Source organism: Thioclava litoralis, from assembly GCF_045278885.1.
In the GTDB taxonomy this organism is placed as follows: domain Bacteria; phylum Pseudomonadota; class Alphaproteobacteria; order Rhodobacterales; family Rhodobacteraceae; genus Thioclava; species Thioclava litoralis.
On the sequence record NZ_CP135444.1, the window covers coordinates 106,878 to 131,577 of the forward strand.

Annotated in this window: 23 protein-coding genes; 8 read left to right on the forward strand and 15 right to left on the reverse strand. The window is 62.6% G+C overall.

What is annotated here, in order from left to right; genetic code table 11:
- The first annotated feature begins 86 nt into the window (after positions 1-86).
- Positions 87-2,135: a type VI secretion system tip protein TssI/VgrG gene (locus tag RPE78_RS14195; RefSeq protein ID WP_330647170.1), complete on the forward strand. Its 2,049-nt coding sequence runs from the start codon at positions 87-89 to the stop codon at positions 2,133-2,135.
- On the forward strand, positions 2,135-2,392 hold the full coding sequence (locus tag RPE78_RS14200) for a PAAR domain-containing protein (protein WP_330647171.1): 258 nt from the start codon (positions 2,135-2,137) through the stop codon (positions 2,390-2,392). Before RPE78_RS14195 ends, RPE78_RS14200 begins: the two co-directional genes overlap by 1 nt.
- A 203-nt stretch (positions 2,393-2,595) precedes the next feature.
- Here RPE78_RS14200 and RPE78_RS14205 read toward each other — a convergent pair whose 3' ends face one another.
- Positions 2,596-3,036 carry an Lrp/AsnC family transcriptional regulator gene (locus tag RPE78_RS14205; protein ID WP_330647172.1) on the reverse strand — a complete coding sequence of 147 codons (441 nt, stop codon included), beginning with the start codon at positions 3,034-3,036 and terminating at the stop codon, positions 2,596-2,598.
- 134 nt (positions 3,037-3,170) lie between these two features.
- On the opposite strand from RPE78_RS14205, the gene RPE78_RS14210 reads away from it, so the two are divergent.
- From RPE78_RS14210 to pdxY, 4 genes are all read left to right on the forward strand, one after another.
- Positions 3,171-3,911, forward strand: coding sequence for a YqcI/YcgG family protein (locus RPE78_RS14210; protein WP_330647173.1), 741 nt, complete (start codon positions 3,171-3,173; stop codon positions 3,909-3,911).
- 4 nt (positions 3,912-3,915) lie between these two features.
- Positions 3,916-4,272 (forward strand): cupin domain-containing protein, encoded by a 357-nt coding sequence (locus RPE78_RS14215; RefSeq protein WP_330647174.1) that lies wholly within the window; start codon positions 3,916-3,918, stop codon positions 4,270-4,272.
- Complete coding sequence (locus tag RPE78_RS14220) at positions 4,265-5,536, forward strand: amino acid permease (RefSeq protein ID WP_330647175.1); 1,272 nt, start codon at positions 4,265-4,267, stop codon at positions 5,534-5,536. Before RPE78_RS14215 ends, RPE78_RS14220 begins: the two co-directional genes overlap by 8 nt.
- A 165-nt stretch (positions 5,537-5,701) precedes the next feature.
- A complete protein-coding gene (gene pdxY / locus RPE78_RS14225) occupies positions 5,702-6,553 on the forward strand; it encodes a pyridoxal kinase (protein WP_330647176.1) in 852 nt (283 codons plus the stop codon).
- Between the two features lie 48 nt (positions 6,554-6,601).
- On the opposite strand, the gene RPE78_RS14230 is transcribed toward pdxY, so the two are convergent.
- The 4 genes from RPE78_RS14230 to RPE78_RS14245 form a co-directional block, all read right to left on the reverse strand.
- Complete coding sequence (locus tag RPE78_RS14230) at positions 6,602-8,068, reverse strand: NAD-dependent succinate-semialdehyde dehydrogenase (protein WP_330647177.1); 1,467 nt, start codon at positions 8,066-8,068, stop codon at positions 6,602-6,604.
- Position 8,069: 1 nt separating this feature from the next.
- Complete coding sequence (locus RPE78_RS14235; RefSeq protein ID WP_330647178.1) at positions 8,070-9,116, reverse strand: tartrate dehydrogenase; 1,047 nt, start codon at positions 9,114-9,116, stop codon at positions 8,070-8,072.
- A gap of 18 nt (positions 9,117-9,134) precedes the next feature.
- A complete protein-coding gene (locus RPE78_RS14240) occupies positions 9,135-10,598 on the reverse strand; it encodes an aldehyde dehydrogenase family protein (RefSeq protein WP_330647179.1) in 1,464 nt (487 codons plus the stop codon).
- A gap of 119 nt (positions 10,599-10,717) precedes the next feature.
- Complete coding sequence (locus RPE78_RS14245; protein ID WP_330647180.1) at positions 10,718-12,043, reverse strand: FAD-binding oxidoreductase; 1,326 nt, start codon at positions 12,041-12,043, stop codon at positions 10,718-10,720.
- 168 nt (positions 12,044-12,211) lie between these two features.
- On the opposite strand from RPE78_RS14245, the gene RPE78_RS14250 reads away from it, so the two are divergent.
- Complete coding sequence (locus RPE78_RS14250) at positions 12,212-12,706, forward strand: Lrp/AsnC family transcriptional regulator (protein WP_330647181.1); 495 nt, start codon at positions 12,212-12,214, stop codon at positions 12,704-12,706.
- 29 nt (positions 12,707-12,735) lie between these two features.
- On the opposite strand, the gene RPE78_RS14255 is transcribed toward RPE78_RS14250, so the two are convergent.
- The 10 genes from RPE78_RS14255 to RPE78_RS14300 form a co-directional block, all read right to left on the reverse strand.
- Complete coding sequence (locus RPE78_RS14255) at positions 12,736-14,412, reverse strand: ABC transporter ATP-binding protein (protein ID WP_330647182.1); 1,677 nt, start codon at positions 14,410-14,412, stop codon at positions 12,736-12,738.
- Between the two features lie 3 nt (positions 14,413-14,415).
- Positions 14,416-15,264, reverse strand: a complete 849-nt coding sequence (locus RPE78_RS14260) for an ABC transporter permease (RefSeq protein ID WP_330647183.1) — start codon at positions 15,262-15,264, stop codon at positions 14,416-14,418.
- Positions 15,264-16,211, reverse strand: coding sequence for an ABC transporter permease (locus tag RPE78_RS14265; protein WP_330647283.1), 948 nt, complete (start codon positions 16,209-16,211; stop codon positions 15,264-15,266). Before RPE78_RS14265 ends, RPE78_RS14260 begins: the two co-directional genes overlap by 1 nt.
- Positions 16,212-16,300: 89 nt before the next feature.
- The gene (locus RPE78_RS14270) at positions 16,301-17,911 is read right to left on the reverse strand and encodes an ABC transporter substrate-binding protein (RefSeq protein WP_330647184.1); all 1,611 of its coding nucleotides are present in this window, start codon (positions 17,909-17,911) and stop codon (positions 16,301-16,303) included.
- A gap of 97 nt (positions 17,912-18,008) precedes the next feature.
- Positions 18,009-18,740, reverse strand: a complete 732-nt coding sequence (locus tag RPE78_RS14275) for an HAD-IA family hydrolase (RefSeq protein ID WP_330647185.1) — start codon at positions 18,738-18,740, stop codon at positions 18,009-18,011.
- A 281-nt stretch (positions 18,741-19,021) separates the two neighbouring features.
- Entirely contained in the window at positions 19,022-19,933 is a 912-nt protein-coding gene (locus RPE78_RS14280; protein ID WP_330647186.1) for a glyoxylate/hydroxypyruvate reductase A, read from the reverse strand.
- The gene (locus RPE78_RS14285; RefSeq protein ID WP_330647187.1) at positions 19,933-21,303 is read right to left on the reverse strand and encodes an aspartate aminotransferase family protein; all 1,371 of its coding nucleotides are present in this window, start codon (positions 21,301-21,303) and stop codon (positions 19,933-19,935) included. The genes RPE78_RS14280 and RPE78_RS14285 overlap by 1 nt, the downstream gene beginning before the upstream one ends.
- 16 nt (positions 21,304-21,319) lie before the next feature.
- A complete protein-coding gene (locus tag RPE78_RS14290) occupies positions 21,320-22,171 on the reverse strand; it encodes a GNAT family N-acetyltransferase (RefSeq protein WP_330647188.1) in 852 nt (283 codons plus the stop codon).
- Positions 22,172-22,307: 136 nt separating this feature from the next.
- A complete protein-coding gene (gene argE, locus RPE78_RS14295) occupies positions 22,308-23,444 on the reverse strand; it encodes an acetylornithine deacetylase (protein WP_330647189.1) in 1,137 nt (378 codons plus the stop codon).
- Positions 23,441-23,809, reverse strand: coding sequence for a cupin domain-containing protein (locus RPE78_RS14300; protein WP_330647190.1), 369 nt, complete (start codon positions 23,807-23,809; stop codon positions 23,441-23,443). The genes argE and RPE78_RS14300 overlap by 4 nt, the downstream gene beginning before the upstream one ends.
- Before the next feature lie 216 nt (positions 23,810-24,025).
- On the opposite strand from RPE78_RS14300, the gene RPE78_RS14305 reads away from it, so the two are divergent.
- Positions 24,026-24,691, forward strand: coding sequence for a haloacid dehalogenase type II (locus RPE78_RS14305; protein WP_330647191.1), 666 nt, complete (start codon positions 24,026-24,028; stop codon positions 24,689-24,691).
- The last annotated feature ends 9 nt before the right edge of the window (positions 24,692-24,700 follow it).

The window sequence follows — 24,700 nt, forward strand, 5'->3', positions numbered from 1 at the left end:
TTATGCACACAAGGCCTCACCGGATCTTGAAACCCGCATTATCTTGCCTGTAAGGTAAGCCAAAGTTTTCAGCACTGGCTCTTATTATGTCTGTATTTTTCTCGCAGGATGCCCGTATGGGGCGGCTCACCACGGTTCTCGGCACGGATGAGCTGGTGCTGCAGCGGTTCGATGGGACCGACCATATCAACGCGCTCTATGACTATCAGGTGGACTGTCTGGCCTCTTCGGCGGATGTCGATTTCGACGCGCTGATCGGGACGCATGCAAGCGTTGCGCTTGTCACCCGCGAGGGGAGTGACCAGTATTTCGACGGGATCGTGACCGAGGCCCGTTGGCTGGGCACCGGCGACAACGGCCACAAGTATCGGCTACGCCTTCAGCCGTGGTTCTTCTTGGCTAGCCTCCGCCGCAACCAGCGGATCTTCCATAATAAAACCGTGGTCGAGATCCTGACCGAGCTTTTGGGAAGCTACTCGGATGCGGGCAAGCTGACGGTCAATCTGGCGAATGACTACCCCGAGCTGGAATATACCGTGCAATACCGCGAATCCGATATGGCTTTCGCCACGCGGATGATGGAGCGCCACGGCATCAGCTATCATTTCACCCATTCCGAAGGCGCGCATGAGATGGTGCTTTCCGATGCCGTCGAGGCCCATGCGACCATCGGCGCCGTGCCCTTCAAGCCCGACGATGGCCACCATCAGGCCGATTTCGCGCATTTCTGGGACTGGCATCCGGCGCGGCGCATCACCACCGGCGCGATCCGCCTGACGGATTACAACTTCAAGACCCCGAATGCCGCGATGGAGACCGATCAGATCGGCGATGCCGAGTATGCTCAGGGGCAGATCGAGAGCTTCGACTGGCCCGGCGATTATCTGGCGCAATCGCGCGGGCGTGTTGTGGCGCAGCTGCGTACGCAGGGCGAGCGCGGTCAGGATCGCCGCTATGAAGCGGTGGGCGACATCATCACCCTGCGCGGTGGCACGCGGGTCGATCTGGCGGGCGACACCGTTCCGGGGATTGGTGAGGAATATATCTGCCTCTCCGCAAGCCATTCCTATACCTCGGATAATTACGGCTCGGGCGGGACCGAAGGCGATGGATATGCCTATTCGGGGCGCTATATCCTGATGCCGTCTTCGGCGCCTCTGGTGCCCGAACTGAAGACCCCGCGCGCCGATGTGAAAGGCCCGCAGACGGCGGTCGTTGTGGGCGATGGCGAGATCGATTGCGACGAATATGGCCGTATTCTGGTGCAATTCCACTGGGATCTGGACGCCGATTATTCGATGCGCTGCCGTGTCTCGCAAAGCTGGGCCGGCAACGGCTGGGGCGGCATGGTGATCCCGCGGATAGGCATGGAGGTCGTGGTCGAATTCCTCGACGGCGACCCCGACAAGCCGCTGGTCACGGGCTGTGTCTATAACGGCAAAAATGCCGTGCCCTATGATCTGCCCGCCAATAAGACTGTCTCGACCTTCAAATCCGACACCCATCAGGGCTCGGGCTATAACGAATTCCGCTTCGAGGACGAGAAAGACCGCGAAGAGGTCTTCATGCATGCGCAGAAAGACCACAATACAATCATCGAGAATGACGAGAGCCATTCCATCGGCCATGACCGTTCCAAGACCGTGGGCAATGACCAGTCGGAATCGATTGGCCATGACAAGACGATCTCGGTCGGCAATGACCACCGCGAGAATATCGGTCAGGATATGTATTACGATGTGGCCCGCAACCAGCAGGAAAACTACGGCAAGGACCACATCCATCGCGTCGGCAATATCCACAAACAATCGATCTATGCCGACCACCTCTATGAGGTAGGCCGCAATTATCAGGGCGAGGTTGCGGGGAAATTCACGCTGGATGTGGGCAGCTCGATCACCAATAATACCGGCAAGCACACGCTGATGGCCTTCGAGAAATTCCAGATCAAGGGTCCGGGGGGCAAGATCACCATCGACGCCTCGGGGATCACGCTGGAAGCGGCCAAGATCAACCTCAAGGGCGCGGTCTCTATGGGTGGGTCTGGCTCGGCTCAGGTGCCGACGCTGCAGATGGCGGCCAAGGAAGGCCTGCCGCTTTGCGAGGAATGCGCCGCCGCCAAGGAGGACAGCTGATGCCACAGGTCGCACGGGTGGGCGATAAACATGTTTGCCCCAAACAGGGTCACGGAACCAATGTGATCGTCTCCGGCGGCACGGCAATGGCGGATGGCAAGCCGATTGCACGGGTGGGCGATAAATGCGCCTGCGGCTGCACCATTGTCACAGGGTCGTCGCAGCAGACCCTTGACGGGCGACCGGTGGCGATTGTCGGCTCCAAAACCTCGGGCGGTGGCACCATCGTTTCCGGCTCGCCCAACCATACCGCCTGACAGAGCGCAGAGGGCGCACCATCGCCAGAACCTGACGATGCCAGATCAAACAGCCAGATCAAACACGGGGGCCGACAGGTGCCCCGTTTCTGTTTGCGATATCCCCTGCGCCAGAAAATCCGGCCCAACATAAACCCTGCCCCGCAACCGCATGACACATGAAGCTCGTAAAGAGCCGGTTCCGCCGCAGAATGCGCGCGCTTTCAGGTCTTTTCCCGCCACGACTTCAGAATGACAGACGTCGTGACGGTCAGCACCTCGGGATGCCGTGACAAACGGTCACGCAGCTCTTCGAGAATGCTCAGATTGGCCGCCTCCAGCAGAATACGCATGTCGGTATCGCCCGTCAGCGACCATGCTGAGACCACCTCGCTCCAGCGCTGGATCGAGGCGTAGACGATCGAGCAGGTATTGCGCTTGAGTTGCAGATCGAACATCGCCCGCGTGCCGGTGACCGAATCCACCTGCGTCGTGTCCACCTCGATCGTGAAACGGCTGATGACCTTACTCTCGATCAGCTTGTCGACATGATATTTCACCGTCGGGCGCGACAGGCCGACAATATCGGCAATCTCGGTCAGAGACCGGCGACTGTTTTCGCGCAGCAATTCCAAAATCAGGTTCTCTGTCGGACTCAAACGCATCGAAACTCTCCCATTACGTGTCAGGATAACGAGTTTTTCTTCGAAACGAAGAGAGAATTGCGTTTTGAATTGTAGGCGGCGCCACGTCAAGGCGGCCACACTTACCATGTCATTCAACGAAGGGATCATGATTCATGGATTTAGTCTTCAAGAGTAGCGAGGTCACCGAGGCTTTTTCCGGACAAAGCTGGGAAAAGACCGTTTTCTGTGAATTCGACACTGCATTGACAAGCAAGAGCCGCCCCTTCCCCTGTGTCTTCGGCGTTGCCGGTTTCAAAGCGGATCGCCTGCGCTTCGCTTTCCCCGACCCGCTGACACCGGAAACTCTGGCCCCCATCCTGAAATCCTATCTTGCCCAGGCGCGCGGGATCGGCCCGATGACCTCGCTGGTCATCTTTGCCCGTCCCGGTCCGGTTCAGTCCTTCGACCGTTACCGCGAACAGTTCTGGGACCTGCTTGACGGTCTCGTCGCACTGGATGACAGCCCCCAACCCGACGGGGTCTCCCGCAATCTCGATGATCCGACATGGGAATTCTCCTTTGGCGGCGAACCGATTTTCGTGGTGTGCAACACACCCGCCCATGTCATGCGTCAAAGCCGCCGCGCCAGCAGCTTCATGATCACCTTCCAGCCGCGCTGGGTGTTCAACGGCATCACCGATAGCGACGAGCCGGGGGTCCAGCGTTCGCTCAAGCGCGTGCGCGACCTGTTGGAAGATTACGACCTGATCGCCCCCTCGCCCTCGCTGGGCCATTACGGCGATCCGGCCAACCGCGAATATACACAATATTTCATCGACGATACCAACGAGACCCCCGCCTGCCCGTTCCATCGGCTGGGCGAGGCCCGTCTGCAGCTCGTCAAGGAAGGATAACCCCATGAAAGACCTGACATCGACACCCGAAACCACCGCGACGCCCTCGGTCAAACAGATCGCACTCGCCAAGGCCGATTACTGGTCGATCATCGAAAAGCTCATGCCACAGCAGGGCTGTATCGAGGTCCAGCAGGACGCGCCGGGCAAGGAACATGCATGGCACCAGCACCCGACCGATGAAACGCTTGTGGTGCTGGAAGGACAGGCGCGCTTCTACTGGGAGGGGGGCGAACAGATCTGCGGCGCGGGGGCCGTGATCTCGCTACCGGCGGGGGTGCGCCACGGCTCTGTCGCATTGGACGAGGGCGTGCGCTATCTGATTTCGTTCCATGCCGTCGAGCTTGCCGATCATGGCTGAGCTGAAAAAATCCCTTGGCGTCACGCGCGGCACGGCGATGATGCTCAATATCGTTCTGGGGGCGGGTCTGTTGACGCTGCCGGGACTGGCGGTACAGGAAGTGGGTAGCTCCGCGACCCTGATCTGGATCGCCTGCGCGGTGGCCGCCGCCCCTCTGCTTTGGGTCTTCGCCATTCTCGGGCGGCGCTACCCCGATGCGGGCGGCATCGCCTCTATCATGGGCCACGCCTTTGGCAAATCCGGCCGGATCTGTGCAACCTTGCTGTTTCTGGGGGCGGTTTCGGTAGGGCTGCCCGCTGTGGCTCTGACCGGCGGGCATTACGTCGCCGCAACCTTTGGCGGCCCCGCGGCAGTATATGCAGGCGCGCTGATCGTGGCCGCTCTGGGGGTCAATTTCCTGTCTGCCGAAATGGCCGGACGGGTCAACACCTTCATCGCCTCTCTGGTTCTGGTCTTCATTCTGGGGCTGGCCATCGTGGGCTATCTGGCCGTGCAACCCGCCTTCGACCTGTCGGCAGCCAGCACACCATCCGCCGATACCGACCTGCGCCATCTGGGCATGGTCTTCATGATGGTGTTCTTCGCCTTTACCGGCTGGGAAGTCAGCGCCAATCTGGGCGGCGAATTCCGCAACCCCAAGCGGGACGTCCCCCGCGCGATGGCGCTTTCCTTCTTTCTGGCGGTGGGGCTCTATCTGGTGCTGGCGCTGGTTGTGGCCAAGGCGGGCGCATTGGGCGCAGGCCCCGCACCTTTCGCGCAGATTTTCGGCCAGTCCTTCGGCCCTGCGGGCCGCATCACCATTGCCGCACTCGCCGTGCTGCTGATCTTTGCCAATCTGTCAGCCGCAATCTGGGCGGTCTCGCGCATGGTCTATTCCGCCGCCCGCGACGGGCTGCTTCCGGCCCCGATTGCCCAGATCCGCAACGACGTGCCTCTGAATGCCGTCATGGTCACGGTCGTCGTGCTGCTGAGCGTGGTCGGTCTGGTCGGCGCGGGTATTCTGGATATGTCGCATCTTCTGGCGGCAGCGGGGCAGAACTTCCTGCTGCTCTATACCGGTGCGGCGGCATCCTTGCTGCGCCTCGAACGCCGCACCGCCTACCGGCTCCTCTCGCTGGGATGTCTCGCGCTGGTCTGCCTGCTGTTCATCGGGCGCGGCGGACAGGGGCTTCTCTACCCTGTCCTGCTGATCGCACTGGGACTGGCAATCTCGTTCTTGCAGAAGGGCGATGCGGCCCTGCGCAACCAGTCCCCTGCGGAATAGGCGGAGCCCGGCCTTCTCCCTGACGGGCACTCCCCCAAACTGGCCGGTCGCAAGACCGGCCTTTTTTCATAGCCGACCGCTGCCCCGCGCCGATTGACCCGCCCGAGCAGGAAGCGTATCGCAAAGATCCCACGACCGATGCCGCCAGCCAACGGATCCCAAGCCATGCCCCATCCGCCTTTCGTGATCTCGATCCAAAGTCAGGTTGTCTTTGGCCATGTCGGCAATTCGGCGGCAGTCTTTCCGATGCAGGCGGCAGGGCTGGAGGTCGCAGCCATCCCGACCGTCGTCTTTTCGAACACCCCCGACTATCCGACCCTGCGCGGACAGGCCCTGCCCGCCGCCTTCTTTGCCGATCTGCTGCGCGGCGCGCAGGAAAGGGGCCTGCCCGAGCGGGCGGATTTCCTTCTGACGGGCTATATCGGTTCGGTCGAGGTGGCGCGGCAAACCGCCGCGTTCATCGCGCAGGCCAAAGCCGACAATCCGGACCTCTTCTATCTCTGCGATCCGGTGCTGGGCGATAGCGGGCCGGGTCTCTACGTGCCGGAAGCCATTGCCGATGTCATGCGCGACCTGCTCCTGCCGCTGGCCGATCTGGCCACCCCCAATCCGTTCGAACTGGCATGGCTGACCGGCCAGCCCTTTACCACGCTGGAGGCACTGGAGCACGCCCGACACGCGCTTGGCATGGGGTCGGATGCGCGGCTTGTGGTGACCGGCTGCACATTGGAGGACACAGCCGATGGCCATATCGAAAGTATCATTCTGGGCCCCGAGCCTCCCAGCCGCCATCCTGTACGCAAACTTCCGATCGCCCTGCCCGGCACAGGGGATCTGTTTGCCGCGCTGATCATCGCGGGGCTGGGGCACGACCTGTCGCTTGCACAGGCGGTTGAACAGGCGCAACAGCTTGTGGCAATGGCGCTGTCCCATGCCAAAACGCTGGGGGCGGGCGAGGTCGTGCTGAGCAATCCGGATTTCCGCAAGGCCCTGCTGACCCTTTCGCAAGACCGCTAGGCCAGAGGCAGACCTCAAGGCCTGCCCTTGGCCGTTCCGCCCGCCAGCTTACAACCCGCCGAAGTGGAAGGCTTTGGTTTCGAGATATTCCTCGATGCCTTCCTGCGCCCCTTCACGACCCAGACCCGAGGCTTTGACGCCGCCGAAGGGCGCCTCGGCATGGGAGACCGCACCGGTATTCAGACCCACCAGACCGGTTTCCAGCGCCTCGCCAAAGCGGAAGGCACGGGCCATATCGGTGGTGTAGAAATAGGCCGCCAGACCGAAGGGCGTGCCATTTGCGATCTCCAGCGCCTCTTCCTCGGTCTCGAATTTGAAGACCGGAGCCACAGGGCCAAAGGTCTCTTCGCCGGCGCATTGCATATCCAGCGTCGCGCCCACAAGCACGGTCGGATCAGCATATTGGCCGCTCAGCGCGCGCTTCTTGGTCGCGCGGGTGGCACCTTTGGAGAGCGCATCCTCGATATGGCGGTTGATCTTGTCGATTGCGGCCGAATTGATCATCGGGCCGATGGTGGTGTCTTCCGCCGTGCCGGGGCCGACTTTCAGCGCATCTACCTTCTCGGTGAGGCGGGCCACGAAAGCGTCATGGATACCCGATTGTACCAGCAGACGGTTGGCACAGACGCAGGTCTGACCGCCATTGCGGAACTTCGAGGCCATAGCCCCTTCGACAGCCGCATCCAGATCGGCATCATCGAACACGATGAAGGGCGCATTGCCGCCGAGTTCGAGAGAGAGCTTCTTCAGCGTCGGCGCGCATTGCTGCGCCAGCAGCGCGCCCACACGGGTCGAGCCGGTGAAGGACAGTTTGCGCACAACGGGGCTTGCGGTCAGCGCACCGCCAATCGCCTCGGGGCGACCGGTCAGGCAGTTCAGCACGCCTGCAGGGATGCCCGCCCGTTCACCCAACAGGCACAGCGCCAGCGCCGAATAGGGCGTGAAATCCGAGGGTTTGATGACCATCGTGCAGCCTGCCGCCAGACCCGGTGCCACCTTGCGGGTGATCATCGCGGTCGGGAAGTTCCACGGCGTGATGATCGCGCAGACGCCCACGGGCTCTTTCATCGCGAAGATCTTTTTGCCCTTCACGGGGCTGGGGATGATATGGCCGTTGATGCGACGCGCCTCTTCGGCAAACCAGCGGAGGAAGGACGCGCCATAGACGATCTCGCCCTTGGCCTCGGCCAGCGGCTTGCCCTGCTCGGCGGTCAGGATCAGCGCCAGATCATCGGCATTCTCCAGCATCAGATCATACCACGCCATCAGGATATCGGCGCGTTCGGCATGGGTCTTGGCCTTCCACGACTTCATCGCCTCAGCCGCGGCGGCAATCGCCTCTTCGGTCTCGGCGGCGGTGTTGTCGGGCATATGGCCCAGCACATCGCCGGTGGCGGGGTTCATCACCGCCATATCGGCCCGTGCGCGCCACTCGCCATTGATCAGGGCTGCCTCAACAAACAAGGCGGGGTCGCGCAGCTGGGCGCGCAGATCAAAGCTTTCATGCAGGGTCATCTTATGCCTCCAATGCGGCTTTCACCGCTGCGGTAATTTCATCGGTGGTGCTGGCGCCCGGACGGGTGCCGATGCCACGGGCGGTGGCGGCCTCGATGGCGGCCAGAATGGCCTCGGCGGCGATTTTCTCGCCCAGATGCTCAAGCATCATAGCGCCCGACCAGATCGCGGCAATCGGGTTGGCGATGTTTTGACCCGCGATATCGGGGGCCGAGCCATGCACCGGCTCGAACATCGAGGGCACGGAACGGTCGGGGCAGATATTGGCCGAAGCCGCAAAGCCAAGCCCGCCCTGAATGGCCGCGCCCAGATCGGTGAGGATATCGCCAAAGAGGTTCGAGGCCACGATCACATCCAGATCCTGCGGCGCCATCACCATCTTGGCGGCCATCGCGTCGATATGCATATGGCTGACGGTCACATCGGGATAGTCTGCGGCCAGCTTGTCGGTCATCTCGTCCCAGAACACCATCGAGTATTTCTGGGCGTTGGATTTCGTAACGCTCGTCAGATGCTTGCGCCGCGCACGGGCCTGCTCGAAGCCGAAGCGCAGGATACGTTCGACGCCCTTGCGGGTGAAGATCGAGACCTCGGTCGCTACCTCATTGTCCTGCCCCTGATGCACGCGGCCACCGGCTCCGGCATATTCACCTTCGGTATTCTCGCGGATGCAGAGGATGTCGAACCCTTCGGCCTTCAGCGGGCCTTCCACGCCCGGCAACAGGCGGTGCGGGCGGATATTGGCATATTGGGTGAACGCCTTGCGGATCGGCAGCAAAAGCCCATGCAGCGATACCGAATCCGGCACGGTCTTCGGCCAACCCACTGCCCCCAGATAAATCGCATCGAAGGGGCGCAGCTGCTCGATCCCGTCATCGGGCATCATCTTGCCGGTCTCGACATAATATTCACAGGACCACGGGAAGGTGGTGGGCTTCAGCGCAAAACCGAATTTGGCCGCAGCCACATCCAGCACGTCCATCGTCGCATCGGTCACATCAACGCCAATCCCGTCACCGGGGATAAGGGCAAGCGTATAGGTCTTCATCTTTACTCCTTTGGCCGATTACAGATCGATCAGCACAGATTTCGTGCGCCGGTTAGCGCGGTAAGCCTCGCGGCCCAAGTCCTTGCCCAGACCCGAGGCTTTCCAGCCGCCCGTCGGCAGAATGTGATCACGCGAGCGGCCATAGCGGTTGACCCAGACGGTGCCGGCCTCAAGCCGACCGCTCAGACGCAGCGCACGCGAGAGGTCTTGCGTGAACAGCCCCGCGCACAGCCCGTAGGTGTCATGTGCCGCCAGCGCCATCGCGTCTTCCTCGCTGTCAAAGGTCTGGAAGGTGGCCACGGGGCCGAAGATTTCCTCTGTCACGGCGGGGTTCGTCTCATCCACACCTGCAATCAGGGTCGGCTGGTAGAAGCTGCCCTCGCGGTCAAAGGCAGCCCCACCGCAGAGGATCTCGCCGCCCTTGGCACGGGCCGCCTTCACGATGGAATCGATACGCCCCATCTGACGGGCGGAAATGATGGGCGAGAAACCCGCAGCCCCCGCATGGGTCACATCGGGCACCTGGCGGCCAAATTCCGCCATCAGCTTGGCGGACAGCTCATCAGCCACCTCACGCGCGACCAGAATGCGCGAACCCGCCACGCAGAATTGCCCCGCATTGGGCAGGATACCCTTGGCCAGACATTCGGCCGCCTTATCCAGATCGGCATCGGCAAAGACCAGCATCGGGCTTTTGCCGCCCAGCTCCAGCGTCATAGGCTTGATGCCATGGCGCGCGATATTTTCCATGATCGCCGCACCCGCGCGGGTCGATCCGGTGAAAGAGACCTTGTCGATGCCCGGATGGCCGGTGATCGCATTGCCGGTGGTGGGGCCATCGCCCAGAGCCACATTCACCAGACCCGCCGGAATCCCCGCCTTGACCGAAAGTTCGGCCATATAGAGCGTGGTATAGGGCGTCATCTCGGAAGGTTTGATCACCACGGCATTGCCTGCCGCAAGCGCGGGGCCCAGCTTCCAGCCCGCCATGGAGATCGGGAAGTTCCACGGGGTCACCGCACCGATCACCCCATAGGGATGGTCCGAGATATAGCCGAACTGCCCGTCCGAGGTGGGCACCAGATCACCGCATTCCTTATCGGCGAATTCCGCGAAGAAACGGATCTGCTCGGCGGTGACCGCGATATCGCCGGTGAGCGCCTGCGCATAGGGGCGCGAGGAACAGATCGCCTCAAGTTGCGCCAGATAGGGCGCCTCGGCCTCCATCAGATCGGCCCATTTATGCAGCGCCTTTGCACGGTCACGCGGAGCAAGCCCGCCCCAGTTCGAGGTCTTCAACGCCTGACGCGCCGAGGCGACAGCGCGATCCACCATCTGCGCATCGGCACAGGCAATGGCGCCGATGCGTTGGCCGGTCGAGGGCGAGATGACCTCGATCGCCTCGGGGGCTGCAACATAGTCGCCGCCGATGAAATGGCCCGAAGGCAGAGAGACCGAAGTGGGGTCGAATGCGAAACTCATGCTATCCTCATCATGCTTGGCCCCAGCCTAAGCGAGACCGGCGCGTGAATTCTGGTTAAAACGCCCGCGCCGACGGCATAATTGTCTGCGCAAGCGCTCTGGCAGCATAATATGCTGGCTTAGAACTTCGAGACCTTGCCCCATTGGCTTTCGTTGAAACGCGACAGCTTGTATTGCGCGGTCTCGGTGATGGGGGTGCGGCCCAGCAGCATATCGGCCACCAGATGCCCCACGCCCGGACCGATGCCGAAGCCATGGCCCGACAGGCCCGCCGCCAGCGTCAGCCCCTTCAGGCCGGTGTCGGTGTCGATCACCGGCACACCATCGGGGGTGGAATCGATGAAGCCCGCCCAAGAAGCCTGCACCGGCAGCACCTTCAGCGCAGGCAGCAGATCGCGCGCGCGTTGCAGGGTCAGAGTGACCAGCCCCTTGTCGGGCACGGGATCCAGAACGCGGGCGCGCTCCATCGGGGTGATCTGGTCAAGCGCCCATGTCTTGCGGGTCTCGAAGCCCGCCTTCCACGCCTGCAACCCGCCCGGAGTGAGGCTTTTCCAGCGCTTGGTGAACATCGGCAGGAAATGCTTGGCCTGAACGATCATGCCCGGCGTCGGGTCCACGGCGGCCTTGCCCGAGATCGCCAGTGTATAGGCACCATCGCCGCGCCGCGTGATCGAGACCGCCGCCGTATGCAGCGCCTCGGGGATGCCTTCCGCCCCCGGAGCCACCGAGAGAATCGAGCTGCGCACCGAGGCCTGCGGGAAGGCGATGCCCAGCTGATGCAGGAAGCTCGATGCCCAGGCGCCGCCTGCCATCACCACCTGCTGCGTCTTGATGGTGCCGCGTTCGGTCACCACGGCGCTGACCTGCCCTGCGGAGGTCTCCAACCCGCGCGCCGCGCAATTCTGGATCACATGGCCGCCATGTTTCAAAATGCCCTTGGCAATCACAGGGGCTGCGCGCGAGGGATCCGCCGTGCCGTCGCTGGGCGACCAGACACCGCCGGCCCAGGGCTTTTGCGTGGCGGCTCCGCGTAGGGCGGCCTCGGCGGCGCTGAGCATACGGGTATCAACCCCCTCGCCCCGCGCGAATTCGCCCCATTTCGCCCAGCCCTCGATTTCCGCCGCATCATTGGACAGATACAGCAGACCACAGCGTTTGAACCCCATATCCTCGCCGATATCGCGGGTCATATCCTCCCATAGATCCAGGGACTTGGTCGACAAAGGCAATTCCCGCGCATCGCGGTTCTGCTGGCGGCACCAGCCCCAGTTGCGGCTGGATTGTTCGGCGCCCACGCGGCCCTTTTCCAGCAGGACAACCTTCTGCCCTGCCCGCGCCAGCCAATAGGCCGCACAGGTGCCGACAATCCCTGCGCCGATGACAACGCAATCCGCCTCGGCGGGCAGCATGTCACTGCTTTCCAATGTCAAAAGAGGGGCAGGCATCGGCGTCTCCTTATTATTTCCCGCAGGCTAACCGCCCCCGCGCAGCGTCATCTGCCAAATCTCGGGCTTTTGTGGCATTTCATGTTGTATGCGCCGCCTTGCACACTCTTCCTTGCGCTGTAAAACACGCTAAGAATGGTCGGAAAAGCGATCACGGCAGGGGAAGACATGAGCACGGCCTATAAACTGGACAGAATCGACCTGAAGATTCTGGCGGAGCTGCAACGCAATGGCCGCATTACCAATGTCGAACTTGCCGATCTGGTGGCGCTCTCGCCCTCACCCTGCCTGATGCGGGTCAAGAAGCTCCAGCGGGCGGGATATATCAGCGGCTATACCGCACAGATCGACATGACGAAGCTCGGGGAAACCCTGACGGTGTTCACCGAGTTCACCCTCAAGAACCATCGCCAGATCGACTTCGCCCGCTTTCAGGAGGCGTTGGAAAAGGTGGATAGCTGCATCGAATGCCATCTGGTCTCGGGGGGCTATGACTATCTGGCCAAATTCGTCACCGCCTCTATTGGCGATTACCAGACCATCCTCGAAGGGCTCGTGGACCGCGATATCGGCATCGACAAATATTTCAGCTTCGTGGTGATGAAAACGCCCTTCGTCAAAACCCAGATCCCGCTGACGCGGATCTTTGCCGACCGGCTGTGAAAAAGCCCCGCGAAGGGCGGGGCTTTCACTTAGCGGTTGGCGAATGTGGCAATCAGTTCGGGGTCCTGTTCCAGCGTGTTCAGCCAGTTCGTATCAAGCTGCGGCACAGACGAAATCAGCAGCCGCGAATAGGGATGCAACGCCTCCGCGCTCATGCGGGCCGCAGGCAGCGCCTCGACCACCTCGCCCTTATACATCACCAGCACCTCGTCACAGATCGCCTCGACGGTCGAAAGATCATGGCTGATGAACATATAACTCAGGTGCAGTTCACGCTGCAGCTCTTTCAGCAGCTCGATGATCGCCGCCGCCACAACCGTATCCAGCGCCGAGGTGATCTCGTCGCACAGGATCAGCTCCGGCTCGGCGGCCAAGGCGCGGGCCAGATTGACGCGCTGTTTCTGCCCGCCCGACAGTTCGCCCGGCAGGCGGTGGCGCAGGCTGGCAGGCAGACGCACCATGTCCAGCAGCTCGATCACGCGGGCCTCGCGCGCCTGCCCCCGCAGCCCGTGATAGAAGGTCAGCGGACGGCCCAGAATGGTGCCGATGGATTGTGCCGGATTCAGCGCCGTATCGGCTAGCTGGAACACGATCTGCGCACGGCGCAGCTGTTCCTTGGAGCGTTTGGCCAGATCAAGCGGCATTTCCTGCCCGTCCACCATCGTATAGCCGCGATAGGGCGGCAAAATCCCCGCAATCGCCCGCGCAAGGGTTGATTTCCCCGAGCCGGATTCCCCGATCACCCCAAGATTGCGGCCCCGATCCAGCTTGAAATTCACGTTTTTGAGGATTTTGGCATAGGGCACGCCATCGCGCATCGGCCCGTATCCGGCGCAAAGATCATGCACCTCCAGAATGGGCGTGTGCTTGACGCGGTCCGGCACGCCGGAGGGTTCATGCAGCACCGGCTCGAAAGCGGCCAGAAGCTGTCTGGTATAGGGATGGGCAGGCGCATGCAGGATCTGCTCGCAGCTGCCTTCTTCCTGTATCTCGCCGCCCTTCAGCACCACGATCCGGTCCGCAATCTGCGCCACCACCGCCAGATCATGGCTGACATAGACACCCGCCGCCCCGACCTCGGCCATCGCATTGCGAAACGCCCGCAACACCTCGATCTGGGTGGTCACATCCAGCGCAGTGGTCGGCTCATCGAAAATCACCAGCTTGGGGCTACCGATCAGCGCCATCGCCGCCGACAGCCGCTGCAACTGCCCGCCAGAGACCTGATGGGGATAGCGTTGACCGATGGTCTCGGGGTTGGGCAGAGCCAAGGCACGGAACAGAGATACAGCCTTGGCCTCGGCCTCATCGCGGGGCATCAGGCCGTGGATTGTGGTGATTTCCACCACCTGATCCATGATACGCTGGCTGGGGTTGAAGGCCGCAGCCGCCGATTGCGGCACATAGGACACCTCGGTGCCGCGAATACGGGCACGGGCTTTTTCCGACATCGCGGTCACGATATGCCGGTCCAGCCGGATTTCGCCGCCGGTGATCGCGCAGCCGGTGCGGGTATGGCCCATCAGCGACAGCGCGATCGTGGTTTTGCCCGAACCGGATTCCCCGATCAATGACACCATCTCGCCGGGGGCGATGTCGAAACTGACCCCCTTGATGATCTCGATTTTACGCCCCGCATCGGTGGTCGCCCCGATCCGCAGATCACGGACCGAAACAAGCGCGGTTTCTTGTGCGAAATCTTTCATGGTTCAGCTCCTGTCGCGGATTTTGGTGGGCAGGTTGTCGATGAACAGGTTCACCGAAATGGTCAGCGAAGCGATGGCCAAGCAGGGGAAGACCACCGCCGGCGCCCCCAGCGACAGACCTTCGATATTCTCGCGTACAAGCCCGCCCCAATCGGCATTGGGCGGCTGCACCCCGAGGCCAAGGAAGGACAGCCCCGAAAGCACCAGCACGATGAACACGAAACGCAATCCCAGATCGGCCAGAACGGGGCCGAGGATATTGGGGAAGATCTCGCGGGCGATCAGATAGGGGGTGCCCTCGCCCCGCGCACGGGCCACCGTCACGAAATCCATCGTGTTCACATTGACCGCCAGCGCGCGGGCAAAGCGATATGCCCCGGGCAGATAGATCACCGCCAAAGTCCCGACCAGCACCGGAATGGAGGAGCCGATGGCCGCCACCGTCACCAGCCCGAACAGCAGCGAGGGAATGCCGTTCAGCGCATCCAGCAGCCGCGACAGGATCATGTCGAACCAGCCCCCCGCGACCGCCGCCACCATGCCAAGGATCACCCCGCCCGAACAGGCCAGAAAAACCGAGGCCAGCGCGATGCCGACGGTGTAACGCGCGCCCAGCAACACACGCGAGAATACGTCGCGCCCCAGATAATCCGTGCCCATCCAGAACTTTCCGGAGGCGGCACCGAAGAAATCCCAATCGACGATCTCGCCCGGCGGATGCGGCGCAAGGGCACTGCCGCAGATCGCGATCACCGCCCAGAACAGGATCACGGCCAGACCGATACGGCCGACCCAATTAAACGAATAGCCAAGGTTTTTCGGCGTCGGGAGGCGGAAACTTGTCATATTCATCAACGGCGCAGCCTCGGGTTGGAGAGAATGGCGATAAGATCGGCCAGCGTGATCAGCAGCAGATAGCTGACGCAGAAGATCAACGCGCAGGACTGGATCAGCGGCAGGTCGCGGGTGGAAACGGCATCGACCATCAGCTTGGCCACGCCGGGATAGTTGAAGATCGTCTCGACGATGATGACCCCGCCCACCAGATAGCTCAGCGACAGGGCGACCGCATTGGCGATCGGCCCCAGCGCATTGGGCAGCGCATGTTTGAGCACCATCCGCTTGCGCGAGGCCCCCTTCAGCAGCGCCATCTCGACATAGGGGGTGTTGATCGTCTCGATGACGGCCGCACGGGTCATGCGGATCATCTGCGCCGAGATGACGAAGCTCAGCGTGATCACCGGCATCGCATAGGCCTTGAGAAGCGCCCCGAACGAGGTCACCTCTGCCGCCCCGTAGCTGAGCGCGGGAAGCCAGCCCAGCCAGACCGCAAAGATCAGCACCGACAGCGTGGCCACCATGAATTCGGGCACCGAGATCACCGAAATGGTCAGGATCGACACGATCCGGTCAAACCAGGACCCGCGCCACATGGCCGCCCCGATCCCGAGACCGAGCGCGACCGGCACCGAGATCACGGTGGTGATCCCCGCCAGTTTCAGCGAGCTCAGAAGCCGCCCGCCCACCAGATCGGCCACGGGGATATTATTGACATAGGAAATACCGAGATCACCGTGGAAAAAGCCCAGAAGCCAGCCCAGAAAGCGCAGGAGGGCGGGCTTATCAAGGCCCATCGCCTCGCGCAGACCGGCCACGGCATCGGGCGTTGCCGCCTGTCCCAGCAGGATTTCCGCCACATCTCCGGGCAGGAGTTCGGTGGCAACGAACACGGCGAAAGACACGATCAGCAATGTCAGGATCGCGATACCAAGCCGTTGGAAAACAAGAACCCAAGGCATAAACGACTGGGGCAAGGGGCACCTCCCTTCGGAGCAATCTTCAAGAATGGCCCCTGCGCGCCAGGGCGCGCAGGTCCGCTCGGCTATGATCAGGCGTTCAGCCAGATATGTTCGGCAAAGGTGAAGCCCATCAGCGCCCCCAACGGGTTCGGGCGCATCCCCCCGACCTTATCCGAAAGCCCGTCGACATTGGAGATATAGGCCGGAATGATCGTGCCCGCCTCATTGGCCACCATTTCCTGCATTTCCCAATAGATCGAGGTCCGCTTCTCCTCGTCCAGCGAGCCGCGCGCCTCCAGCATCATCTTGTCGAATTTCTCCGATTTGTAATGGCTTTCGTTCCACGGCGCATCCGAGGCATAAAGCAGCGAGAACAGGATATCGGGGGTCGGGCGCGGGTTGATATTGCCGAAATGCACCGGCGATTTCAGCCAGTAATTCGACCAATAGCCATCGGGCGGCACCTGATCGACTGTGAATTTCATGCCGATCTGCGCGCCCATCTGCTGGATGATGGTCGCCATATCCACCGAGGAATTCGCCGCCGTCGAGGCCACAAGCGGGATCTCGACCCCCAAAAGCCCCGCTTTCTCGAAATGGTGTCTGGCCTGATCGGGGTCGTAAGCGCGCGGTTTGAGATTGGGATTGTGATACCGGTCCGATGCCGAAACGGGCTGGTCATTGCCGATTTCGGCCATGCCCCGCAGGATCGACTTCTGGATCGCCTCGCGATTGACCAGATATTTCATCCCCTCGACAAAGCCGGTCTTGGCACCCGGCTCCATATCCAGCCGGATATTGAGGTCGGTATAGCTGCCCGAGCGCGTGATCGAGGTCTGCACCCCCGGCTTGCCGTCCATAAAGCGCACCGAACGCGGGTTGAGCGAAGCCCCGACCTGAATATCCCCCGACAAAAGCGCATTGACCCGCGCATTGGTATCGGCAATCGCGAAGAATTCGAAACTATCAAGATAGGGAGCTTTGTCCTTGAAGTAATTCGGGTTTTTCACAGCGATCGACCGCACACCCGGCTCGAAGGTTTCGCAGATGAAAGCACCTGTGCCGTTGGCCTTGCTGAAATCGGTCGTGCCATCGGCGATGATCATGAAATGGTGCATCGCCAGAATGGTCGGCAGATCGGCATTGGCGCCGGCCAGCACGATCTTCACCGTCAGATCGTCAAGCTTGGAGATTTCGGTCATCTGCGCGGCCATCGCGTTGGCCTTGGACCCTACGGACGGATCAAGATGGCGCTTGAGCGAATAGACCACATCCTCGGCCGAGAGGGTCTTGCCGTCATGGAAGCTCACACCGGATTTCAGCTTGATTTCCCATGTCTTCGCATCATCGGTCTTGAGACTGTCGGCCAGTTCCATCTGCACGACGCCCTGTTCGTCGAGAATGGTCAGGCGGTTATAGAACGCACAGCAGCGCACGTAATCGGTCGACATGGAGGCCTTGGCCGGATCAAGCGTATCGGCGGTCGAGGACGACCAGCCCGCAGCTTTCAGATGCCCGCCATAGACAGGGGTCGCCGCGACCGCCTGATCGGCCCGCAGCAGAAGCGACCCGCCCGCCGCCATCCCGATCCCCGAGGCCATCAGCATCTTCAGAAGATCCCGTCGCGAGGCCCCGCGACGGATCATCGTCTCGACCATCGCATCATCGCGACCGGACCAGTTTGTCGGCTTATATGTCATATCGTGGGTATCCCTGTCAGGGGTGCGCAGCCGCACCGTTTTTATGATCGTTGGACGGAAGCCCGGGCGGTCTTGATGCCGCCCTGGGAAAGATGTGTCAGCCGCGAAAGGCCGCGTCTGCCGCTTGCGCCAGACCGGCCAGCGCATGGAAATGGTAATCGGGTTCGGTGAACTCTTTCGGGGCGATCGTGCCGCCATATCCGCTTTGCGCGTGCCGCCGCTGGATCCAAGCGTTTGTCATGCCCAATGCGCGCGAGATGCCGATATCATGATACTGGCTTTGCGCGGTATGCAGGATGTCCTCCTTCGACCCGCCATCCTGTTCCACATAGGCAAAAACCTGATGGAAGTAATCGGGGTCGGGCTTCTCGCAGCCGGTATCGTCGGTGGTGAACCCCGCCCAGAACGGCTGGCCCAGTTTCTCGGCATATTTCTCGAAAGCCCAGCGGCGGGCATTGGTCATGGCCACCAGCTTGTAATGCTGTTTGAGCATCGCCATCGCCTTGACGCTGTCGGGGAAAGGCTTGGCCTCGCCCACGATGTCGATCATCAGCTGACGGTATTCTTCGGTGTCGGGCAGGCCCATCGCTGCGGCAATGCGCGCATAGCACCGCCCCAGATCATCGGGGAAACGCTGCGCGCCCTCTTCATAGCGCGCCTCGCGATAGACCGACAGTGCAGCCTCGCCGTCAATCGCCAGACCTTCCCTGGCCGCGATCTGCGCAAGCCCTTCTTTGATGGCCCCTTCGAAATCGATCAGGGTGCCGACCACATCGAACGTGACATAGCGAAAGGCGGTCAACGGTTTGGTGGCGGTGGTGGTTGCCATTTTCGGCAGTCCTTTCTGCGGGTGGACCGGAGGAGAGATCCGGCAAAAACGCGGGCGGGAGAGGTGGCGGCGGGCCTGCCTCCGCGCGAGGGTAGGCTGAGCTGCGGGCGCCGGTATCTCCCCTGCAATCTTGGTCTTACAAACCCCAGTGTGCCGAAGGATCCTGCGCTTGGAACACCGAATTGAGGGGGCTTCACGGCATAATCTTCTGTATCGATCCGCGCAGGGACAGAATTTCATGCGGCAAGGGCGCAACCGGCCCGAGGGCCGGCCGGCAGGGGTCAGTAGCCTTTTGCCTGATCGACCTGACCGGGCACGGGCGTTCCGTTGGTGGTGGCCTCGATCACGGCAAGCACATGGCGCGCGCCCTCCTCATGGCCGGTTTTCGCGGCAATATGCGGCGTAATCAGCACACGCGGATCGGCCCATGCCCAATGATCGGCAGGCAGGGGTTCGGGGTCGGTCACATCCAGCATTGCCGCAGCAATCCGGCCGCTGTCCAGCGCCGTTCTGAGCGCCTCCAGATCAAGCTGCGGCCCCCGTCCGGCCTGCACCAGCCGCGCGCCCTGCGGCAGTTGCGCCAGAAACGCGGCATCCATCAGCCCCCGCGTCTGCCCGGTCAAAGGCAGAAGACACACGAGAATGTCGCTGCGCGCCAGAAATTCCGGCAGGCCCGCCTGATCATAGACGGCACATTCTGCCGTGGACTGCCCCGAGCGCGACCATCCGGCCACCTCGAAGCCGAGCGCGCCCAGCGTCTGCGCGACAAGCTGCCCGATCCGCCCCATTCCCATGATCCCCACACGGGCCTCATGGGCAGAGCGGGGCGCATGCAGCTGCCAGCATCCCTCGCGGGCCTGCGCGATATATAGTGGCAGATCGCGATGCAGCGCCAGCACCGCCATCACCACCCAGTCCCGCACCATCTGTTCGATACCCGGCGCAATCGTGCGCGACAGGATGACCCCTTCGGGCATGGGCGGCATCTGGTCCACCCCCGCCCCGACCGAGATCACCGCCCTGAGATTGGGATAGCGCGCCAGATCCTCCGGCGGTTGCCAGCAGGCGATATGGGTGATGGCGGCAGGATCTGTCACTGCCGCCTCGCCCATCACCATCTCGACCCCCGCACGGGCCAGCATCTGCGCCCAGACCGCACCGCGTTCGGGAACCGAAAGATACAGAAGCGCCATCAGGCCATCGCCGCGCGGACATCCGCATCATCCAGCGTCTCGTCCAGCACCGCCTTGGTGCGCGCCACGATCTGGTCGATCTCATCATCGGTACAGCAGAGCGGCGGCGCATAACCGAAGATCCCCTGAGCGAAGGACCGCACGATCAGCCCCTTGTCCCATGCGCGATCAAACAGCCGTGTCGCCGGCTGGACCGAGGCAGGCAGGCGGGTTTTCTTGTCCTTATCCGTCACCAGTTCGAGTGCGGCCAGCATCCCGCGGCCCCGCACATCGCCCACAAGCGGGTGATCGGACAGGCTCTGCAATCCCTCCATCAGACGCGCACCGGCCTTGCGACCATTCTCCAGCAGCCCCCCTTCGTAAAGCGACAGCACTTCCAGCGCGACCGCCGCCGACACGGGATGCGCCGAATAGGTGAAACCGTGGCCCACCGCCTTGGCGCCCGCGCCCTCGGCAATGGTCTCGAACACATGGTCCGACATGAACACCGCCCCCATCGGCACATAGCCCGAGGTCAGGCCCTTGGCCGTGGTCATCATATCCGGCACGATGCCCTCTTCCTCGCAGGCAAAGAGCGGGCCGGTGCGCCCGAAACCGGTGATGACCTCATCCGCGATAAACAGGATGTCCAATTCGCGGCAGGCCTCGCGCATGGCCTTGATCCAGCCCTTCGGCGGCACGAGCACACCGCCCGACCCCTGAATCGGCTCGACATAGAATGCCGCGACGCGCTCCGGCCCGATCGCGGCCACCTTCGCCTTCAGTTCAGCCACCGAGGCGGCAATGATTTCGGCGTCGCTTTTCAACGGGTTGCGATAGGTGTAATGCGACGAGATCTTGTGCTGCCAGCTATAGGGCACACCGAACCCCTCGTGGAAACCGGCCAGCGCGGTCAGGCCCGCGCCCATGCTGGTCGACCCGTGATAGCCTTCCTCGACCGAAATGAACTGGTCCCGCCCGGGCTGCCCCTTGGCATGCCAGTAATAGCGCACGAAACGGATCGTGCTGTCGACAGCATCCGAGCCGCCCAACGAGAAATAGATATGGTTCAGATCCCCCGGAGCCCGTTCGGCCAAGGCCGCGGCCAGCTTGATCGGGGCTTCGGACCCAAGGCCGAAATAGCCCGTGGCATAAGGCAGCTTGCGCATCTGTTCAGCCGCCGCCTCGACGACGCTTTCATGGCCATAGCCCGCATTCACGCACCAAAGACCGGCAAAGCCGTCAATCAGCTCGCGCCCTTCGGCATCGGTCACCCGCGCCCCTTTGGCCGAGGCCAGCACCCGCACACCACGCGCAGCATGGCCTTGAAACGAGGACACGGGGTGGATCAGGTGCTGGCGATCCATCTCGATCAGGGAATTGGTCAACATTGACAGTCTCCTAAGATCAGCCCAGGGCCTGTGACACGAGGGCATAGGTTTTCAGTTCTAACGATTGCGCCGGTGCTGCGGCGCGGTCGCGGGTGCGGGCGCGCTCGCCCGCAGGGCGCACCATCGCGATCCCGCCCCCTGCATGGTGCAGCCCCAGCGCCTTGGCGTGATCGGCCAGAGCGTGCTCGGGCGCGAAATCGACGCGCAGGAACTGCCCCGCCGCGCGGCAGGCCGCTTCCGAAAGCAGCGCCCGCGCGGCACGGTCATCTGCCGCAAGGATCGGCCCGATCACGTGCCCGCGTCCGAAGGCACGGATCATCGCCACCCCGCCCTGCGTGGCGATCACCTCGCCCTGCGCGGCAATCTCGTGCAGCACGCGGCTCCGCTCCATACCGGTCGCGGCGCGATCCGCCGCCAACAGGACGGCCAGATCTTCGGGCGTGCCCTCCCGCACCGGCTGTTCGGGGGCTTGGGCCTGTGCGACACCCTGATATTGCGCCACCTCGCCCACGGCCTGAAAGCCGAGCTTGCGATACAGCGGCAAACCGTCGGCAGTGGCCACCAGCCGCAGCTCCATGCTGCCCGCCCGATCCAGCAGCGTCTGCATCAATGCCCGCCCCAACCCGCGCCCGCGCATCGCCGCGTCGACGATAATCATATTCATCGTGCCGACATCGCCCAGCAGCGACAGGATCGCGGTCCCCACAACCTTGTCCCCCTGCAGCGCCACCACTGCCTCGGACACGCCCAGCACCAAGGCCCAGTCTTCGCGACGATGGGGCCATGCAACAGCCTGCGACATCGCATGGGCCTGCGCCAGATGCGCAGGCTCCATCGGCGCAATAGTGATTTGGGCGGCATCGGTCATGGCTCGGGTCTCTTTCCTTCTTGCATCTGTCCGGTCCAGACTAGCGCCTGCACCACGGCAGTTTCCCTTGCATCGCGGGGTCGGGCCGCAGCCTAGATCGCATTTGCCGCAGCCCGACAGCATTTTATGCCGCCCTTCAGACCGCCTGCCGGTCGATCAGGGAGGACAACATCGCACAGGTGCCCTCGAGCTCGGACAGGGTGAGATATTCCTCGGGTTTATGCGCACGCGCAATATCTCCCGGACCACAGACAATGGCCGCAATCCCCGCTTGCTGGAACAAACCGGCCTCGGTGCCAAAGCTGACCGCGCCCTGTGCAGCCCGCCCCGTCAGGGTCTCGGCCAAACGGGCAAGAGGGGCCTCGGGAGCCAGCGCAAGGGCGGGATATTCCGACAGCCAATCGAGGCTGACCCCTTCGGGCAAATCCACCAGAACCTCCTGCAGGATCGCTTTGGGGGACACGCCGGCAATGGCCCGGGCCTCGATCTGGGCTTCGGCGAAATCCGGAATGATATTCACCGCCTGGCCTCCGCAGATCGTGCCGATCTGCACCGAGCTGTAAGGCGGGGCGAAGCGTGCATCCTGCGGCCCCCGCGTCAAGGCTTCCGCCTGCGCACAGATCCGCGCCAGCACCGGCACCAGCCGCTGGATGGCATTCTGGCCCAGATCGGGACGCGAGCTATGACCCGAACGCCCCTTGGCCGAAAGCCGCAGCGCCGCCTTGCCTTTATGCGCCAGCACCGGCACCAGTCCGGTGGGCTCGCCGATAATCGCCCCCTCGGGCGGCGCGCAGAGCGCAGGCAGGGCGTCCAGAAGATGCGGCACCCCTTTGCACCCCGCTTCCTCGTCATAGGACAGCGCGATATGGAGCGGCGCACGCAGAGCCATCCGCCCCATCGCGGGAGCCGCCGCCAGCACCGCAGCCACGAAGCCCTTCATGTCACAGGCCCCGCGCCCGATCAGCCGGTCCCCCTCGCGGCGCAGCACGAACGGATCGGCGCGCCATTCCGGTTCGGTGGCAGGCACCACATCGACATGCCCCGACAGCACAATGCCGGGCACGTCTTTCGGACCGAAGCTTGCGAAGAGGTTGGACCTGTCGCCCTCGGGCCCTGCCAGAACCGTCACCTCGGCCCCATGCGCGCGCAGATAACGCGCCACATCCTCGATCAGCGCTCCATTGGGCTGGCCGACCACCGTTGGAAAGCCCACCAGACGGGCCAGAAGATCCGCGGGCGTAAGCGTGGCGGGCATAAGCGTGGCGGGGCTCATGCTGCGATCACAAAGATTTTGCGCAACGTTTCGAGCGTCTGCCATGTACCGACAAAGCCGGGCTTCAGGATGAAACTGTCGCCTGCCGCGAATTCATGGCTGGCCCCGCCCTCTTCCGAAATCAGGCAGCGCCCCGACAGGATGTGGCAGAACTCGAAAGTATCGCCCTTCATCGAGACCGTCTTGCCCGGCGTAGCCTCCCAGATGCCGGTACGGATCTTGCCCCATTTGGCGGCCTCGGCAAGCGCGGCATCAAGCTCCCATGTCTTATACTGCGGCTGCCCCTCGATCAGCCGCTCGGGCGCGGCGGTCGCTTCGCGCGGGGGAAAGGCGGGCGAGGTCTCTAGAGGAAGAAGGCACGTCATGGGAGATCCTTTCGGCTAGGTGTGGGACGCATTCCGATAGACCCATCCTGCCCGATCCCGCCTGCGCCAAGGCATCGAAACCGTGGCACAGGCGGCAGCGCATGCCGATCTGCGTGCTGCAAACGGTATTTCCTGCGCTAGAGGCCGCACTTGCGGCACCTATGGTCGCGGCAAAGGCGTCAGGCTGGACCCATCTTACAGTTCCCGGAGACAGCTATGACCTTCCGCCCGAAATTCATCACCTTCGACTGCCACGGCACGATGATCAACTTCGACATGGCCGGTGCGGCGCGCCACCATTACAGCGCGCATCTCTCCGCGCCCGCAATGGACGCCTTCATCCGCGATTTCTCGGCCTACCGTCTCGACGAGGTGCTGGGCGCATGGAAGCCTTATGCCGAAATCGTCCATAACGCGCTGGAACGGACCTGCAAACGCAATGCTGTGCCATTCGATGCCGCAGTGGCGCATGATATCTACACCCGCGTGCCCACTTGGGGGCCGCATGCGGATGTGCCCGCAGGGCTGGCCCGTATCGCACCGCATATTCCGCTGGTGGCCCTGACCAACTCGATGAATGCGCAGATCCCGCATAACATCGCCAAGCTCGGGGCCCCCATCGCCCATGTTTTCACCGCCGAAAGCGCAGGCGCCTATAAACCGCAGATGAGGCCGTTCGAATATATGCTGGACGAGCTGGGCTGCGGGCCGGAGGACATCCTGCATGTGTCGTCGAGCTTCCGCTACGATCTGATGACCGCGCATGACATGGGCATCAAACACAAGGTCTGGGTCAACCGCGCCCATGAACCGGCCAATCCGTTCTACGGCTATACCGAGGTCAAGGATATCTCCGGTCTGGCCGAGGTTGTCGGCCTGTAGGCCGCAAGA